Raw genomic sequence first — 15,932 nt, 5'->3', positions numbered from 1 at the left:
CGGGGCGTCTCCAGTACACATTCCGAAGGCAGACCCGAGCGACCGGGGAACCGGGCCGAAACGGAAGAAACATCCATGCCTTGCACTATGTCGGACACACCCCCACCCCCGCCCGATAACCGCCACACGGGCACACGGCCCAGGGAACACGCAGACCCAGCCCGCCCCGCGCGTCTCGCGGAGACCTCCCTGTTCCGCAGCGCGCGGTCGCGCAGGACCAGCAGGGTCCAGCCGTGGCCGCACTCCTCGCCGGGGCCGGGGCGGCGGTGTGCAACACCCTCGTGACGGCCGTCATCCAACGCGCGATCCCCACCGAGGTGCTCGGGCGTGTCCCTGCGTTCGACAGCCTGGGCGCCTTCGCCCCGGGGACGCTCGGGCCGACGCCGGCCGGACCCGTGTCGACCGCCGCGAGGGCCGACCGCCTCCTCGGGCTCGGTGTGTTGTGGCAGCTTCCGCGGCCGGGGTGGTCCTGGCGTTCCCGTGCGTTCGACGGCACGGCGCGCCGACGGCGGACCGCCGCGAGGAGGACCGCCTCGGCGCCCTTGGAGACGTCCGGGCTGCCCGCCGGGGGCCGTCAGGTCTGGGCCATGTCGACGAAGCGGGAGTAGTGGCCCTGGAAGGCGACCGTGATGGTGGCGGTGGGGCCGTTGCGGTGCTTGGCGACGATCAGGTCGGCCTCGCCTGCGCGGGGGGACTCCTTCTCGTAGGCGTCCTCGCGGTGCAGGAGGATCACCATGTCCGCGTCCTGCTCGATCGAACCCGACTCACGCAGGTCGGAGACCATGGGCTTCTTGTCGGTGCGCTGTTCGGGGCCGCGGTTCAGCTGCGAGAGCGCGATGACCGGGATCTCCAGCTCCTTCGCGAGGAGCTTGAGGTTCCGGCTCATGTCGGAGACCTCCTGCTGACGGCTCTCGGCCCGCTTCGAGCCGCCCGACTGCATCAGCTGGAGGTAGTCGATCACGACCAGGCGCAGGTCGTTGCGCTGCTTCAGCCGACGGCACTTGGCGCGGATCTCCATCATCGACAGGTTCGGTGAGTCGTCGATGTACAGCGGCGCCTGCGTCACGTCGGGCATCCGGCGGGCGAGCCGGGTCCAGTCCTCGTCGGTCATGGTGCCCGAGCGCATGTGGTGCAAGGCGACGCGCGCCTCCGCCGACAGCAGGCGCATCGCGATCTCGTTGCGCCCCATCTCCAGCGAGAAGATGACGCTGGGCAGGTTGTTCTTGATGGAGGCGGCCCGCGCGAAGTCGAGGGCCAGCGTCGACTTGCCCATCGCGGGACGTGCGGCGATGACGATCATCTGACCGGGGTGCAGGCCGTTGGTGAGCGAATCGAAGTCGGTGAACCCGGTGGGTACGCCCGTCATCTCGCCGCTGCGCGAGCCGATCGCCTCGATCTCGTCGAGCGCGCCCTCCATGATGTCACCGAGCGGCAGGTAGTCCTCGCTGGTCCGCTGCTCGGTGACGGCGTAGATCTCGGCCTGCGCGGAGTTCACGATCTCGTCGACGTCGCCGTCCGCCGCGTATCCCATCTGCGTGATCTTGGTGCCGGCCTCCACCAGGCGTCGCAGCACCGCCCGTTCGTGGACGATCTCCGCGTAGTACGAGGCGTTCGCCGCGGTCGGCACCGACTGCACCAGCGTGTGCAGATACGACGCCCCGCCGACCCGGGTGATCTCGCCGCGTTTGACCAACTCGGCCGCCACCGTGATGGGGTCCGCCGGCTCGCCCTTCGCGTACAGGTCGAGGATGGCCGTATAGACCGTCTCGTGCGCGGGCCGGTAGAAGTCGTTCCCCTTGAGGATCTCCACGACGTCGGCGATCGCGTCCTTCGACAGCAGCATGCCGCCGAGCACGGACTGCTCCGCGTCGAGATCCTGCGGCGGTACCCGCTCGAACCCGGGACCGCTGTCCCAGCCGCGGTCGTCTCCCCTGTCGTGCCGGTCGCTGCCCCGGCGCTGCCGCGACATCGGGGGCCTCTCGTCGGGCCCGGCGTCGGTCCAGGGGTTGTCCAATGGCTCGGGAATGCTCACCGGCCACCTCCTCACATCCGCTCCGCGGACCTCGCCGTGCCACTCTTTCTACGGCACGACACTGACAAAACGAGAGGGCTGGCTCCGGTCTCGGCGCGTCGGACGCCGGTCCACGGTAGGCCTGTCGGCACCGTCAGCCAATCTGGTTATCCACAGGCCATGTGGATGACCGATCCAATGCTGTGGAGAACCCCGCGGTTCCTGTGCACGAAGCGGGGGACAGCTCTGTGGACAAGAACGGACCCCCCTTGACACACCCATCCTGAGCTGCACTTTTGCCATCCACCGGCTGTGGGGGAGAAAAACTTCTCCAGACGGACCAAGATCGGCGCCCGGACGGCCGCCGAGGGCACGGGCATCGAGCCAACGTAAGAGATGCAACCACATTGCACCTCTTACCTGTGGAAGACTAGATTGGCCGTATGACACAGGCACCCGCCGCGCCGGGGACACCCCTGCGCCCCGACCGCCGGCGCCACGACCGGGAGATCGTCGCGCTCGCCGTCCCGGCCTTCGGCGCACTCGTCGCCGAGCCCCTCTTCGTGATGGTGGACAGCGCGATCGTCGGGCACCTCGGCACCCGGGAACTCGCCGGTCTCGGCATCGCCGCAGCCCTCCTGACCACCGCGGTGAGCATCTTCGTCTTCCTCGCGTACGCCACCACGGCGGCCGTCGCGCGGCGGGTCGGCGCCGGTGACCTGAAGGCCGCCATCCAGCAGGGCATGGACGGCATCTGGCTCGCGGTCCTCCTCGGTGCGGCCGTGATCGCCTTCGCCCTGCCCGCCGCCCCCTGGCTGGTCACCGTCTTCGGCGCCTCGGACACCGCGGCCCCTTACGCCACCACCTACCTCCGCATCTCCAGCCTCGGCATCCCCGCGATGCTGATGGTGCTCGCCGCCACCGGCGTGCTGCGCGGCCTCCAGGACACCCGGACCCCGCTCTATGTCGCCGTCGGCGGTTTCACCGCCAACGCCGGGCTCAACGTCTCCCTGGTCTACGGCGCGGGCCTCGGCATAGCCGGCTCCGCCTGGGGCACGGTGATCGCCCAGTGCGCCATGGCCGCCGTCTATGTCGTGGTCGTCGTCCGCGGCGCACGCAGGCACGGCGCCTCCCTCCGGCCCGACGCGGCGGGGGTGCGCTCCAGCGCGCGCGCCGGCGCCCCCCTGCTGGTCCGCACACTCTCACTCCGGGCCGTGCTGCTCATCGCCACCGCGGTGGCCGCACGCCTCAGCGACGTGGATATCGCCGCGCACCAGGTCGTGCTCTCCCTGTGGAGCCTCACGTCTTTCGCGCTGGACGCCATCGCCATCGCGGGACAGGCCATCATCGGCCGCTACCTCGGGGCGGACGACACCGCGGGCGCCCGGCAGGTGTGCCGCAGGATGATCCTCTGGGGGGTGCTCGCGGGCGTGGCGATCGGGGCCCTCATCGTGGCGGCCCGCCCCCTCTTCATCCCGCTGTTCACCGGCGATCCGACCGTGCGCGACGCGATGCTCCCCGCCCTGCTGGTGGTGGCGCTTGTCCAGCCCGTGGCCGGGATCGTGTTCATCCTCGACGGGGTGCTGATGGGCGCCGGGGACGGCGTGTACCTGGCGGGGGCCATGGTGGTGACCCTGGCGGTCTTCGCACCCGTGGCGCTGGCGGTCCCCTCTCTCGGGGGAGGGCTCACCGGCCTGTGGTGGGCGATGGGCCTGATGATGCTGGTGCGCCTGCTGACGCTCTCCCTGCGGATGCGCTCGGGACGCTGGCTGGTCACCGGTGCCACCCGCTGAGCGACCCGGCCCCCGGACCGGCCGTTTCACGTGAAACATCGCCCCTTGCTCCATCGGGAAGCCGCCCCACGGCGGGACGGCGCCCCACGGCGGGACGGCGAAAGGGCCGCACCCCCGAGGGGGTACGGCCCTTTCCCGTACGGCACCAGCTGCGGCACCGGGGCGTCGCCGCCAGATCAGGCGGAGACGACCTCGATACCGAGCTTCGCGGCGACCTCGGGGTGCAGCCGGACCGAGACCTGGTGCGAGCCCAGGCTCTTGATCGGTGCGCCGAGCTCGATGCGGCGCTTGTCGACCTCGGGACCGCCGGCCGACTTGATCGCCGAGGCGAGGTCGGCGGGGGTCACGGAGCCGAAGAGGCGGCCAGCCTCGCCGGAGCGCACGGCCAGACGCACCTTCACGCCCTCGAGACGGGCCTTGATCTCGTTGGCCTGCTCGATCGTGGCGATCTCGTGGATCTTGCGGGCGCGGCGGATCTGCGCCACGTCCTTCTCGCCGCCCTTGGTCCAGCGGATCGCGAACCCGCGGGGGACGAGGTAGTTGCGGGCGTAGCCGTCCTTGACGTCGACGACGTCGCCCGCAGCACCGAGGCCACTGACCTCGTGGGTGAGGATGATCTTCATGATGCGGTCACCCTTCCCTTATCGCGCGGTGGACGTGTAGGGCAGCAGCGCCATCTCACGGCTGTTCTTGACGGCCGTGGCGACATCGCGCTGGTGCTGGGTGCAGTTGCCGGTGACCCGGCGGGCACGGATCTTGCCGCGGTCGGAGATGAACTTCCGCAGCATGTTCGTGTCCTTGTAGTCCACGTACTGGGTCTTGTCCTTGCAGAATGCGCAGACCTTCTTCTTAGGCTTGCGCACAGGCGGCTTCGCCATGGTGTTTCTCCTGTGTGATCAAGAAGTGTGAGTGCGAGCCCACTCCTTGGAGGCCCCTCAGCGGGGGAGCCTCCTAGAAGGGGGGCTCGTCCGAGTAGCCGCCACCGGAGCCACCGCCCCAGCCGCCGCCTCCGCCACCCTGCGGGGCCTGCTGGCCGCCGCCGGCCGGGGCGCTGGTCGCCCAGGGGTCGTCGGCCTGAGCACCGCCACCGGAGCCGCCGCCCCAGCCGCCGCCTCCGCCACCCTGCTGCTGACCGCCGCCACCGCCGTAACCGCCCTGGCCGCCGCGGCCGGTGGTCTTGGTGACCTTGGCCGTGGCGTTCTTCAGGCTGGGGCCGACTTCCTCGACGTCCAGCTCGAAGACGGTGCGCTTGACGCCCTCACGGTCCTCGTACGACCGCTGCTTGAGGCGGCCCTGCACGACGACGCGCATGCCGCGCTGGAGCGACTCGGCGACGTTCTCCGCGGCCTGCCGCCACACCGAGCAGGTCAGGAACAGGCTCTCGCCGTCCTTCCACTCGTTGGTCTGGCGGTCGAACATGCGGGGAGTCGACGCGACGCGGAACTTCGCGACCGCGGCACCCGACGGCGTGAAACGCAGCTCGGGGTCGTCGACAAGGTTGCCGACTACCGTGATGACGGTCTCGCCTGCCATGGATGAACCTCTCGGCGCGGGTTTGCTTGGCTCTGCTGCTACTCGTGTACTGCTCGCTCCCGGGGACCTGCCTGACCCGGCCGGATGCCGGGTTCAGCGGGCCCGTCCTGCTGAGCCGTGGCTCAGTGGGTCTCGGGGCGGAGGACCTTGGTCCGGAGGACCGACTCGTTGAGCTTCATCTGCCGGTCGAGCTCCTTGACGACCGCAGGCTCGGCCTGCAGGTCGATGACCGAGTAGATGCCCTCGGGCTTCTTGTTGATCTCGTAGGAGAGACGACGACGGCCCCAGGTGTCGACCTTCTCGACCTTTCCGTTGGCCTCACGGACAACGGAAAGGAAGCTCTCGATCAGCGGGGAGACAGCTCGCTCCTCGAGATCGGGGTCGAGGATGACCATCACCTCGTAGTGACGCATGTGGAACCCACCTCCTTTGGACTCGGCGGCCACGGTCGTTCCGTGGCAGGAGGGTCGTGATGCGTACGCAACGGTATCGGCCGCCGCTGACCATCGGCCGGGGACCGGCTCGGGCAGCCCTGGGCAGACACCGCCGCAGACCGTACAGGCTACCCGGAGAGGGGCGTCCGGTTGAAATCCGCTCGTTCCCGGGCACACTCTGGGTACATCGGGTCCGCGCGGCGCGACGGTGCGCCGCAGGTGAGCCAGGAGGTCCCTCATGGCACAGGTAACGCATCCGAAGTCGTCGGGCGGCTCCCTCTTCGCCAGTGACGGCAGGTCCCACCCGCTCCAGGACGGCCTGACGGCCGCGACCCTAATCCTCGGCCTCGTCGCCTTCGTCACCTGCTGGTTCCACAGCCTCAGCCTGCTGACCTCGTGGGTCGGTCTGGTCGGCATCCTCGTCGGCGCGTACGCGCAGTACGTCTCCGTGACCACGCGCGAGCGCTTCCTCACCATCCTCGGCCTCGGCGCCGCCGCGATCGGCTTCTTCCTCGGCATGGCCCACGGAGGACTCTTCGTGCTCTGAGAGGTCTCAGCGGTCCGACTGCCCCGTCCTGCCCTGATCTGCCCTGGCTCTCAGCCGTCCGCGGCTCCGAGCGGTCCGCATGCTCCGAGCGCCTCCGAGAGGTCTGCCTCTCCGACCGCCTGACCTGCGGAACCCGCGCGCGTCCCCCGCGACCGGCCACGGACCCGCGGAGCGCGCGTGCCCGTACGGCGCAACGCCCCCGCTCCCCGTGCGCCGCGGGTGCCGCGGCGCCGGGACCCGCCCGCCGCACGGACGGACAGCGCGGCGCGGCCGCCCGCCACCCCCTCGGCTCCGGCCGGACGTGGCAGCGCCCAGTGAGGGCGTGGGCCGGGCGCAGTAGGCTTCGGCGCGTGACCCGGAGCCCCACGTACCCGCTGGGGACACATCCGCCGAGGAGCGCCCCCGAATGAGTCTGCCCCAGAGCAAGAGCCTGGTCCTTCGGACCATCAGCCGCGAGCAGCATCTGGCGTACATCCAGAGCCTGCCGTCCGCCAGCCACTGCCAGGTCCCGGCGTGGGCCGACGTGAAGACGGAGTGGCGCTCGGAGAACCTCGGCTGGTTCGACGGCGCCGGCCAGCTGGTCGGCGTGGGGCTCGTGCTGTACCGGCAGCTGCCCAAGATCAAGCGGTACCTCGCGTACCTGCCCGAGGGCCCGGTCATCAACTGGCACGCGCCCAACCTGGACGAGTGGCTCCAGCCGATGCTCGCCCACCTCAAGCAGCAGGGCGCCTTCTCCGTGAAGATGGGCCCGCCGGTCGTCATCCGCCGCTGGGACGCGGCCGCGATCAAGTCCGGCATCCAGGACCCGGACGTCAAGCGCCTGCGGGACGTCGAGGCCACGGAGATCGAGCCGCGCGCCTTCGAGGTCTCCGACCGGCTGCGCAAGATGGGCTGGCAGCAGGGCGAGGACGGCGGCGCCGGCTTCGGCGACGTGCAGCCGCGCTACGTCTTCCAGGTGCCGCTGGCGAACCGTTCGCTCGACGAGGTGCTCAAGGGCTTCAACCAGCTGTGGCGCCGCAACATCAAGAAGGCCGAGAAGGCCGGCGTCGAGGTCGTCCAGGGCGGCTACAACGACCTGGCCGAGTGGCAGCGGCTGTACGAGATCACCGCGGAGCGCGACCACTTCAGGCCGCGCCCCCAGTCGTACTTCGAGCGCATGTGGACGGTCCTGAACACCGAGGACCCCAACCGCATGCGGCTCTACTTCGCGCGGCACGAGGGCGAGAACGTCGCCGCGGCGACGATGCTGATCGTGGGCGGCCACGTCTGGTACTCGTACGGCGCCTCCGCGAACCACAAGCGCGAGGTCCGCCCGTCGAACGCGATGCAGTGGCGCATGCTGCGGGACGCCTACGCGATGGGGGCGACCGTCTACGACCTGCGCGGCATCTCCGACTCCCTGGACGAGACCGACCACCTCTTCGGCCTGATCCAGTTCAAGGTCGGCACGGGCGGCGAGGCCGTCGAGTACATCGGCGAGTGGGACTTCCCGCTGAACAAGCTGCTCCACAAGGCGCTCGACATGTATATGTCGCGGCGCTGACGTGACCGGGGCCGTTCCGGGCGGCCCCTCCCCGGCCCCTCTCCCCACTCCTCCATCCAGACCAGCTGACGGCAACGGCAGCCGCGAGAAAGGTTCAGGACCGGCATGGCGCTCTCCCTCTACGTCGACACCGCGCGCTGGCGGGCGCACCAGAAGTCGGTCATCGATCAGTTCCCCGGCATCGTCCCGGTCTGCAAGGGCAACGGGTACGGCTTCGGGCACGAGCGGCTCGCCGAGGAGACGACCCGGTTCGGCTCGGACATGCTCGCCGTCGGCACGATCTACGAGGCGGCGAACATCAAGGACTGGTTCGGTGGCGACCTGCTGGTCCTCACGCCGTTCCGGCGCGGTGAGGAGCCGGTGCCGCTGCCGGACCGCGTGATCCGCTCCGTCTCGTCGGTCGACGGCGTGTACGCGCTGGTCGGCGCCCGTGTCGTCATCGAGTGCATGAGTTCCATGAAGCGCCACGGCGTCAAGGAGGAGGAGCTCGGGCAGCTGCACGCCGCGATCGAGGACGTGCGGCTCGAGGGCTTCGCGCTCCACCTGCCGCTGGACCGCACGGACGGCTCGGACGCCGTGGAGGAGGTCATCTCCTGGATGGACCGCCTGCGGGCGGCCAGGCTGCCGCTGCACACCATGTTCGTGAGCCATCTCAAGGCCGACGAGCTCGCACGGCTCCAGCAGCAGTTCCCGCAGACCCGGTTCAGGGCGCGCATCGGCACCAAGCTGTGGCTCGGCGACCACGACGCGACGGAGTACCGGGGCGCCGTCCTCGACGTCACCCCCGTGGTCAAGGGCGACCGGTTCGGCTACCGGCAGCAGCGCGCCGCCTCGGACGGCTGGCTCGTCGTCGTCGCGGGCGGCACGTCGCACGGCGTCGGCCTGGAGGCCCCGAAGGCGCTGCACAGCATGACGTCGCGGGCGAAGGGTGTGGCGCGGGCCGGGCTCGCGACGGTGAACCGCAATCTGTCCCCGTTCGTCTGGGCGGGCAAGCAGCGGTGGTTCGCGGAGCCCCCGCACATGCAGGTGTCGATCCTGTTCGTGCCCTCGGAGGCGGAGGAGCCGAAGGTCGGGGACGAGCTGGTGGCGATCCTGCGGCACACGACCACGCAGTACGACCGGATCGTCGACCGCTGAGGCCACCGGGGCCACTGAGACCGCTGGGGCCTTTGAGGCCACTGAGACCGCCGCTCGACGCGGGAAGGGCGCCCGGCGGGCGCCGGCCGCCGTGCGAGGCCGTGAGGCCCGGCGGCGCCCTGCGGCCGGATCCCGGGGCTCCGGCCCCTCAGCGCCCGGAGACGGCGTCCCGCTCGGCCGCCTCGTCGGCGCCGCCGATCCGGGGGACGGGTTCTTCCGCCGTGCGCCTGCCGCGGGCCGCCTCGCCGACGACGAACACGTCGGGCGCCCCGTCGAGCACACCGCCGGAAGGGTCGTCCGCGCCGTCGGCCCGTACGGGGTCGCGCTCGGGCAGCAGGGCGTCCCGTACGACCAGGGCGCACAGGTACAGCGTGCCCGCCAGGTGCAGCGCGATGGCCAGCTGGTAGCCCGCGGCGGGCAGGCCCTTGTGGGCGTCACCGCTGGTCGTGTACGCGAGGTACATCCAGATGCCGAGGAAGTACATGACCTCGCACGCCTGCCAGACGAGGAAGTCGCGCCAGCGCGGCCGCGCGAGCGCGGCGAGCGGCACGAGCCACAGCACGTACTGCGGCGAGTAGACCTTGTTGGTCAGGATGAACGCGGCGACGACCAGGAACGCGAGCTGCGCGAAGCGCGGCCTGCGCGGAGCCGCGAGCGCGAGCGCCGCGATGCCCGCGCAGGCCAGCACCATGAGCACGATCGAGTACGTGTTGACCGGGTGCACGTCACCGTTGAACGCGCCGGTGCGCTGGCTGATGATCAGCCAGAACGAGCCGAAGTCCACCGGCCTGGACTGGCTGAACGTGTAGAACTTCTTCCACCCCTCGGGGGCCGGCAGCATCACCGGCAGGTTCACCACGAGCCAGGCGCCTGCCGCGCCGAGCAGCGCCGTCCCGAACGCGCGGAACCTGCCGGCCCGCCAGCACAGCACCAGCAGCGGCCCGAGGATCAGCACCGGGTAGAGCTTGGCCGCGGTGGCGAGGCCGATGAGGATGCCGAACGCGACCGTGCGCCCCCGTGTCCACATCAGCATCGCGGCGGCGGTCAGGGCGACCGCGAGCAGGTCCCAGTTGATGGTGGCGGTCAGGGCGAAGGCGGGGGCGAGCGCCACGAGCAGCGCGTCCCAGGGGCGGCGCCGGTGGGTGCGAGCCGTGCACACCGCGATGATCACCGCGCAGACCAGCAGCATCGCCGCGTTGGCCATCCAGTACGCCTGCTCGCGCCCCATCAGGTCGCCGTCGCCCGAGGTGAACAGCGAGGTGATCCAGGAGGCGACCTCCATGAACAGGCCGGTGAGTACGGGGTACTCCAGGTAGTCCATGTCGCCGTTCAGGCGGTCGAAGTACGGCACGAGGCCGTCGGAGAACCCGCGCGCCTGGAAGAGGTGCGGGATGTCCGAGTAGCAGGCGCGGGTGTACTGCGAGCTCGCGCCGCGGAACCACGCCCAGTCGTAGCAGGGCAGCTTCTGGACCATGCCGAGCGCGAACATCCCGATCGCGACCAGGGCGACGACCCGCACCGGGGTCCACCAGCCGCCCCCCGGCACGGCCCACCGGCCGAACGGGCCGCCGATCAGCTCGCTGCCGGCCGCGGCGATCCGGTCGCGGCGGGTCGGCGCGACGTCCGGCGGCTCCTGGGGCGCGAGGGACGTACCGGGGGGCACGGAGGTGTCTTCTGCGCTCGGCATGGCGCCCATCCTGCCGTACAGACCTGACGACACGGCGGGGGCCGCCGCATCCGGTTCCGTACGTCGGTGCGGAAGCGGAGCGACGGCCCCCGTGGCCGCGTGAGGCCGGCCGGCCTCGTGGGGGGGGCGGACCGGCGGACTAGGAGTTCGTCCCGCCGAACAGGCCGCCGTCGTCGGTACCGCCGTCGTCGCCGCCGGTGCCCGTGCCGCCGGTGTCACCGCCCGGGGGCGAGGCGGGCGGCGACTGGCCGCCGGTGCCGCCGTCACCACCGCCGTCCGTGCCGCCGTCGGCTCCGCCGTTGCCGCCGTTCTGGCCGCCGTCGTCGGAGCAGCCGAAGAACGACGTGCACGAGTCGGAGGGCGACGGGGGAGCCGGCTCGGAGTTCGTCGGGCTCGGCGAGGTCGACGGGGACGACGACGGGGAGGTGGTGGGCGAGATGGACGGCGAGGGCGGCGGGGAGTGCAGGCCGCCGCCGTAGACCGCGTCGCCGATCGGCTCCGGCTTCGGGAACTTCAGGACCGGCGCGTTTTCGAGCGCGGCGGTCATGTAGTCCTTGAAGATCGCCGAGGGGAACGAGGCGCCGTGGATGGTCTTCTGGCCGCCGGTGCCGTACATCGACAGGAACTTGCGGTCCTTGCTGCTCGCGTTGTCATCCATCCTGTACATGTCGATGGCGGTCGAGAGCTGCGGGGTGTAGCCGACGAACCAGGCGGACTTGTTCTCGTCGGTCGTACCGGTCTTGCCCGCGATCTCCCGCCCGGTGACCTGGGCGTTCGTACCGGTGCCCTTGTCGACGACGGTCCGCAGGACATCGGTCACGTTGTCCGCGACCTGCGCTGGCATGGCCTGGGTGGGCTTGTCCTGGTGGTGGTAGATCTCCCGGCCGTTCTTGAGCACCTTCTCCACCGAGTACGGGTCGCGCTGCTTGCCGTGCTGGGCGAAGGTCCCGTACGCGCCGGCCATGCGGATCGCGCTCGGGTCGGAGATGCCGATGGAGAACGACGGCACGTCCGACTTGCTCAGCTGGTCGGGGGAGAGGCCCGCCTTGACGGCCTCGTCACGGATGGTGGGGATGCCGACGTCCATGCCGAGTTGGACGAACGCCGAGTTCACCGACTCGCGCATGGCCTCGCGCAGGCTGATCGAGGGCTGGCTGTAGCCCTCGTCGTTCGCCTGGAGCCACTCCTTGCCGTCCTTGTCGGTCCAGACCTGGCCCGTGTAGTTCTTGATCTTAAGCAGGTTCTTGCCCGGGTAGCGGCTCTTGTCCGGGTTGACCGGGGTGCGCTCGGAGTCGGGCTGGTCAGGACCGAGAGTGGGGTCGCGCCTGCCGTGCTCCATCGCCGCGGCCAGGACGAACGGCTTGAAGGTCGAGCCGACCTGGGCACCGGTGAAGTCGGCGTTGTCGGTGAAGTGCTGGGTCGCGTCCTCACCGCCGTAGATCGCGACGATCTTCCCGCTCTGCGGGTCCACGGACGCGCCGCCGAACTGGACGTACTTGTCCTGCCCTGGCCGCTTCTTCGGGTCGATGTTCTCCTTGCGGACCTTCTCGACGGCGTCGGTGAGCTGCTTGACCTTCTTCTTGTCGAAGGTCGTGTAGATCTCGTACCCGCCCTTCGACAGGTCGTCCGAGGTGATGCCCTGGGTGTTGTTGTTGGCGAAGTACGCCTTGGCGAGGTCGACGAGATAGCCGACCTGCCCGCTGAGCTGCGCGGACTTCTTCAGCGGCTGCCAGGCGGGCAGCTTCGTGTACTTGGCGCGCTCCGCGGGCTGGAGATAGCCGTTCTGGACCATCTGATCCAGCGTCGTCTTCCAGCGGAACGTCATGCGCGCGGTGTTGCCCTGCGGGGTGGCCTGCGGGTTCAGGTCCGCGTTGCCCGCGGGGTCGTAGAGCGTGGCGCCCTTGAGGAGCGCGGCGAGGAAGGAGCACTGGCTCGGGTTGAGGTCCTTGGCGTTCACCCCGAAGTACGTACGGGCCGCGGCCTGGATGCCGTACGCGCCACGGCCGAAGTAGGAGGTGTTGAGGTAGCCCTGCAGGATCTGCCGCTTGTCGAGCTTCGTCCCGACCTTGAGCGCGATGAACATCTCCTTGAACTTGCGGCTCAGGGTCTGGCTCTGGTCGCCGAGCAGCGCGTTCTTCACGTACTGCTGGGTGATCGTCGAGCCGCCCTGGGTCTCCTCGCCCTTCGCCATGTTGACGACGGCGCGCGCGATGCCCTGCGGGTCGACGCCCGAGTCCGTGTAGAAGGTCTTGTTCTCCTGGGAGACCACGGCGTCCTGCATGGCCTTCGGGATCTGGTCGATGGTGACGATCTGCCGGTTGACCTCGCCACCGGTGGAGACCATCGGGGTCCCGTCCGACCAGTAGTAGACGTTGTTCTCCGCCTTGGAGGCGAGACTCTGCTGCGGCAGTCCGACCAGCGCGTACGCCACCGAGCCTGCGGCGATGAGCGAGCCGAAGAAGGCGAGGCAGAGGGCGCTCGTGAGCTTCCAGGACGGCACCCAGCGGCGCCACCCGTACTTGTCATAGCGCGGATAGTCGATGAAGTGCTTCTTGCCCGGCCCGCGCCCCCTGCCCCGGCCTCCGGGATCGGCGCCGCGCCTGCGGCCGCCGCGCTGGGCGGCTCTACGGGCGGCCGCGCGGCCGGCGTACGGCTGCTCGCCCTCACCGTGCGGGCCCGGGCGGTGTGCGCCGCCGGCGGGCCCGGCGGATCCGGTGCGGGACGCCGAGGCCTCGCCTCGGGAGGGGGCGGCGCGGCGGCCGGACGGCTGCTGTGCTGCGCGCCTGGCCGCGGCACGTCCGCCGCCTTGCGGCTGCGGCGGTTTGCGACGGTGCTCGCTCATCGAACGACTACTCCTCGGGCAGGCGCGGACGCCTGGAAGCGGCAGGTGGGTTCCGGTCCCCCGTGCTGTCCACGGACGGCCCCGGCGGCGAGGCGTGCTCGCCGCGGCGGACGCCGCCGACGCGGCCCCCTCGGCCGTGGCCCCCAGGGCCCGGGAGAGCCCGGACGGTCCGTGCTCCCCTGCGGCGCTGGGTTCCCGGTGGTCTGCATGCCGCACAGACTACGCACGGTCAAAACCCACTGAGGCCCGAAGTTCACCCCAAAACAGGCAACTTGGATGCTGTGAATTGACGATGTGATCGCGTTCACGAGTCCCCCTCTTGTCGCATGCGCCCCACACCTCTATCGTCGGGATGTATCGAGTCGATACATCAGGGCGACATGTCAGCGCGCGGCAAGCGCCTCGTCGGCCACTCAGGACGACGAAAGGGGCAGGCATGAGCAGGCGCTCGGGAATTCTCGAATTCGCCGTTCTCGGCCTGCTGCGCGAGTCCCCCATGCACGGCTACGAGCTGCGCAAGCGGCTCAATACGTCGCTGGGCATCTTCCGGGCGTTCAGCTACGGGACGCTGTACCCGTGCCTGAAGTCCCTGGTGGCGAACGGCTGGCTGATCGAGGAACCGGGCAGCGCCCCTGAGGACGCCCTCGCGGCGTCCCTCGCCGGGCGGCGGGCCAAGATCGTCTACCGGCTGACGGCCGAGGGCAAGGAGCACTTCGAGGAGTTGCTCGCCCACGCCGGGCCCGACGCCTGGGAGGACGAGCACTTCGCGGCACGGTTCGCCTTCTTCGGCCAGACCGAGCGCGAGGTGCGCATGCGGGTCCTCGAAGGGCGCAGGAGCCGCCTTGAGGAGCGCCTGGAGAAGATGCGGGGCTCGCTCGCCCGCACCCGTGAGCGCCTCGACGACTACACGCTGGAGCTCCAGCGGCACGGGATGGAATCCGTGGAGCGTGAGGTGCGCTGGCTCAACGAGCTCATCGAGAGCGAGCGGGCCGGCCGGGTTCGGCGGGGAGCCGCCGAACCCGGTGGCGCGGCCGGAGCCGGCGATCCCGGCCCGTCGGCCGCGGCCGGGCACCGCACACCCCGCGACACCACCGACCACACGGACGGTCTGCCCCGGAGCCGGGGCGCCGCATCTGCCGAGGGTTCTCCCTCGCGGCGCCCCGGCCCCGGTCCGTCCGACGACAGGACCAAGTGAGGCCCCGCCTCGCGCGGAGCCTCATCGGGAACACCGATCACACACAGGGAGCAACCGGAATGGGTTCGGTTCGCGTAGCCATCGTCGGCGCCGGCAACTGCGCCTCGTCGCTCGTGCAGGGCGTCGAGTACTACAAGGACGCCGACCCGGCGGGCAAGGTGCCGGGTCTCATGCACGTACGGTTCGGCGACTACCACGTGCGGGACATCGAGTTCGTCGCCGCCTTCGACGTCGACGCCAAGAAGGTCGGCCTCGACCTGGCGGACGCGATCGGTGCCAGCGAGAACAACACCATCAAGATCTGCGACGTCCCCTCCACCGGCGTGAAGGTCGAGCGCGGCCACACCCTGGACGGTCTGGGCAAGTACTACCGCCAGACCATCGAGGAGTCCGACGAGGAGCCGGTCGACATCGTCCAGATCCTCAAGGACCGCAAGGTCGACGTCCTCGTCTGCTACCTGCCCGTGGGCTCCGAGGAAGCGGCGAAGTTCTACGCCCAGTGCGCCATCGACGCCAAGGTCGCGTTCGTCAACGCGCTGCCGGTGTTCATCGCGGGCACCAAGGAGTGGGCGGACAAGTTCACCGAGGCGGGCGTGCCGATCGTCGGCGACGACATCAAGTCGCAGGTCGGTGCGACCATCACCCACCGCGTCCTGGCGAAGCTGTTCGAGGACCGCGGCGTGGTCCTCGACCGTACGATGCAGCTCAACGTCGGCGGCAACATGGACTTCAAGAACATGCTGGAGCGCGAGCGCCTGGAGTCCAAGAAGATCTCCAAGACGCAGGCCGTCACCTCGCAGATCCCCGACCGCGACCTGGGCGCCGACAACGTGCACATCGGCCCGTCCGACTACGTGGCCTGGCTGGACGACCGCAAGTGGGCCTACGTCCGCCTGGAGGGCCGCGCGTTCGGCGACGTTCCCCTCAACCTGGAGTACAAGCTCGAGGTCTGGGACTCCCCGAACTCCGCGGGCGTCATCATCGACGCGCTGCGCGCCGCGAAGATCGCCAAGGACCGCGGCATCGGCGGCCCCATCCTCTCCGCGTCGAGCTACTTCATGAAGTCGCCGCCGGTCCAGTACTTCGACGACCAGGCCCGCGAGAACGTGGAGAAGTTCATCCGCGGCGAGGTCGAGCGCTGACCCCGTGATCGGCCGTGGGCCCCGGGGGCGGCGTCCCCCGGGGCCCACGCGCGTGCGGGCGCCCGTGT

Annotated in this window: 14 protein-coding genes; 7 read left to right on the top strand and 7 right to left on the bottom strand. The window is 70.3% G+C overall.

The genetic code is table 11. The annotated features are described in order from the left end of the window. Positions 1-233: 233 nt before the first annotated feature. Positions 234-608 carry a hypothetical protein gene (locus tag ABEA77_RS10550; protein WP_345644453.1) on the top strand — a complete coding sequence of 125 codons (375 nt, stop codon included), beginning with the start codon at positions 234-236 and terminating at the stop codon, positions 606-608. Here ABEA77_RS10550 and dnaB read toward each other — a convergent pair. After that, positions 575-2,014, bottom strand: a complete 1,440-nt coding sequence (gene dnaB, locus ABEA77_RS10545; RefSeq protein ID WP_345644588.1) for a replicative DNA helicase — start codon at positions 2,012-2,014, stop codon at positions 575-577. The genes ABEA77_RS10550 and dnaB overlap by 34 nt on opposite strands. Before the next feature lie 440 nt (positions 2,015-2,454). On the opposite strand from dnaB, the gene ABEA77_RS10540 reads away from it, so the two are divergent. Next, complete coding sequence (locus ABEA77_RS10540; protein WP_345644450.1) at positions 2,455-3,804, top strand: MATE family efflux transporter; 1,350 nt, start codon at positions 2,455-2,457, stop codon at positions 3,802-3,804. 176 nt (positions 3,805-3,980) lie between these two features. On the opposite strand, the gene rplI is transcribed toward ABEA77_RS10540, so the two are convergent. The 4 genes from rplI to rpsF form a co-directional block, all read right to left on the bottom strand. Further along, a complete protein-coding gene (gene rplI / locus ABEA77_RS10535) occupies positions 3,981-4,427 on the bottom strand; it encodes a 50S ribosomal protein L9 (protein WP_345644447.1) in 447 nt (148 codons plus the stop codon). A gap of 18 nt (positions 4,428-4,445) precedes the next feature. Next, a complete protein-coding gene (gene rpsR, locus ABEA77_RS10530) occupies positions 4,446-4,682 on the bottom strand; it encodes a 30S ribosomal protein S18 (RefSeq protein WP_003967857.1) in 237 nt (78 codons plus the stop codon). A gap of 73 nt (positions 4,683-4,755) precedes the next feature. Beyond that, positions 4,756-5,337, bottom strand: a complete 582-nt coding sequence (locus tag ABEA77_RS10525) for a single-stranded DNA-binding protein (protein WP_345644444.1) — start codon at positions 5,335-5,337, stop codon at positions 4,756-4,758. Positions 5,338-5,459: 122 nt separating this feature from the next. Then, positions 5,460-5,750: a 30S ribosomal protein S6 gene (gene rpsF, locus ABEA77_RS10520; RefSeq protein WP_345644442.1), complete on the bottom strand. Its 291-nt coding sequence runs from the start codon at positions 5,748-5,750 to the stop codon at positions 5,460-5,462. 259 nt (positions 5,751-6,009) lie between these two features. Here rpsF and ABEA77_RS10515 point away from each other — a divergent pair, with 259 nt between their 5' ends. The 3 genes from ABEA77_RS10515 to ABEA77_RS10505 all read left to right on the top strand — a co-directional run bounded on the left by ABEA77_RS10515 (position 6,010) and on the right by ABEA77_RS10505 (position 8,998). Continuing rightward, positions 6,010-6,318: a hypothetical protein gene (locus tag ABEA77_RS10515; protein ID WP_345644439.1), complete on the top strand. Its 309-nt coding sequence runs from the start codon at positions 6,010-6,012 to the stop codon at positions 6,316-6,318. A 406-nt stretch (positions 6,319-6,724) separates the two neighbouring features. Continuing rightward, positions 6,725-7,861, top strand: a complete 1,137-nt coding sequence (locus ABEA77_RS10510) for a lipid II:glycine glycyltransferase FemX (RefSeq protein WP_345644437.1) — start codon at positions 6,725-6,727, stop codon at positions 7,859-7,861. Between the two features lie 105 nt (positions 7,862-7,966). Next, positions 7,967-8,998, top strand: a complete 1,032-nt coding sequence (locus tag ABEA77_RS10505; protein WP_345644434.1) for an alanine racemase — start codon at positions 7,967-7,969, stop codon at positions 8,996-8,998. Positions 8,999-9,146: 148 nt separating this feature from the next. Here the strand turns inward: ABEA77_RS10505 and ABEA77_RS10500 are convergent, their stop codons facing one another. Together ABEA77_RS10500 and ABEA77_RS10495 are read right to left on the bottom strand one after the other, a co-directional pair. Beyond that, positions 9,147-10,685 carry a glycosyltransferase family 87 protein gene (locus ABEA77_RS10500; RefSeq protein WP_345644431.1) on the bottom strand — a complete coding sequence of 513 codons (1,539 nt, stop codon included), beginning with the start codon at positions 10,683-10,685 and terminating at the stop codon, positions 9,147-9,149. Between the two features lie 139 nt (positions 10,686-10,824). Continuing rightward, positions 10,825-13,527 carry a transglycosylase domain-containing protein gene (locus ABEA77_RS10495; protein ID WP_345644428.1) on the bottom strand — a complete coding sequence of 901 codons (2,703 nt, stop codon included), beginning with the start codon at positions 13,525-13,527 and terminating at the stop codon, positions 10,825-10,827. A gap of 436 nt (positions 13,528-13,963) precedes the next feature. On the opposite strand from ABEA77_RS10495, the gene ABEA77_RS10490 reads away from it, so the two are divergent. Further along, positions 13,964-14,722: a PadR family transcriptional regulator gene (locus ABEA77_RS10490; protein ID WP_345644425.1), complete on the top strand. Its 759-nt coding sequence runs from the start codon at positions 13,964-13,966 to the stop codon at positions 14,720-14,722. Positions 14,723-14,781: 59 nt separating this feature from the next. Continuing rightward, the gene (locus ABEA77_RS10485) at positions 14,782-15,864 is read left to right on the top strand and encodes an inositol-3-phosphate synthase (protein WP_345644422.1); all 1,083 of its coding nucleotides are present in this window, start codon (positions 14,782-14,784) and stop codon (positions 15,862-15,864) included. The last annotated feature ends 68 nt before the right edge of the window (positions 15,865-15,932 follow it).

The sequence above is a fragment of the Streptomyces tremellae genome, from assembly GCF_039540215.1.
Classification (GTDB): Bacteria; Actinomycetota; Actinomycetes; order Streptomycetales; family Streptomycetaceae; genus Streptomyces; species Streptomyces tremellae.
This window is presented reverse-complemented; position numbering and strand designations above follow the sequence as displayed.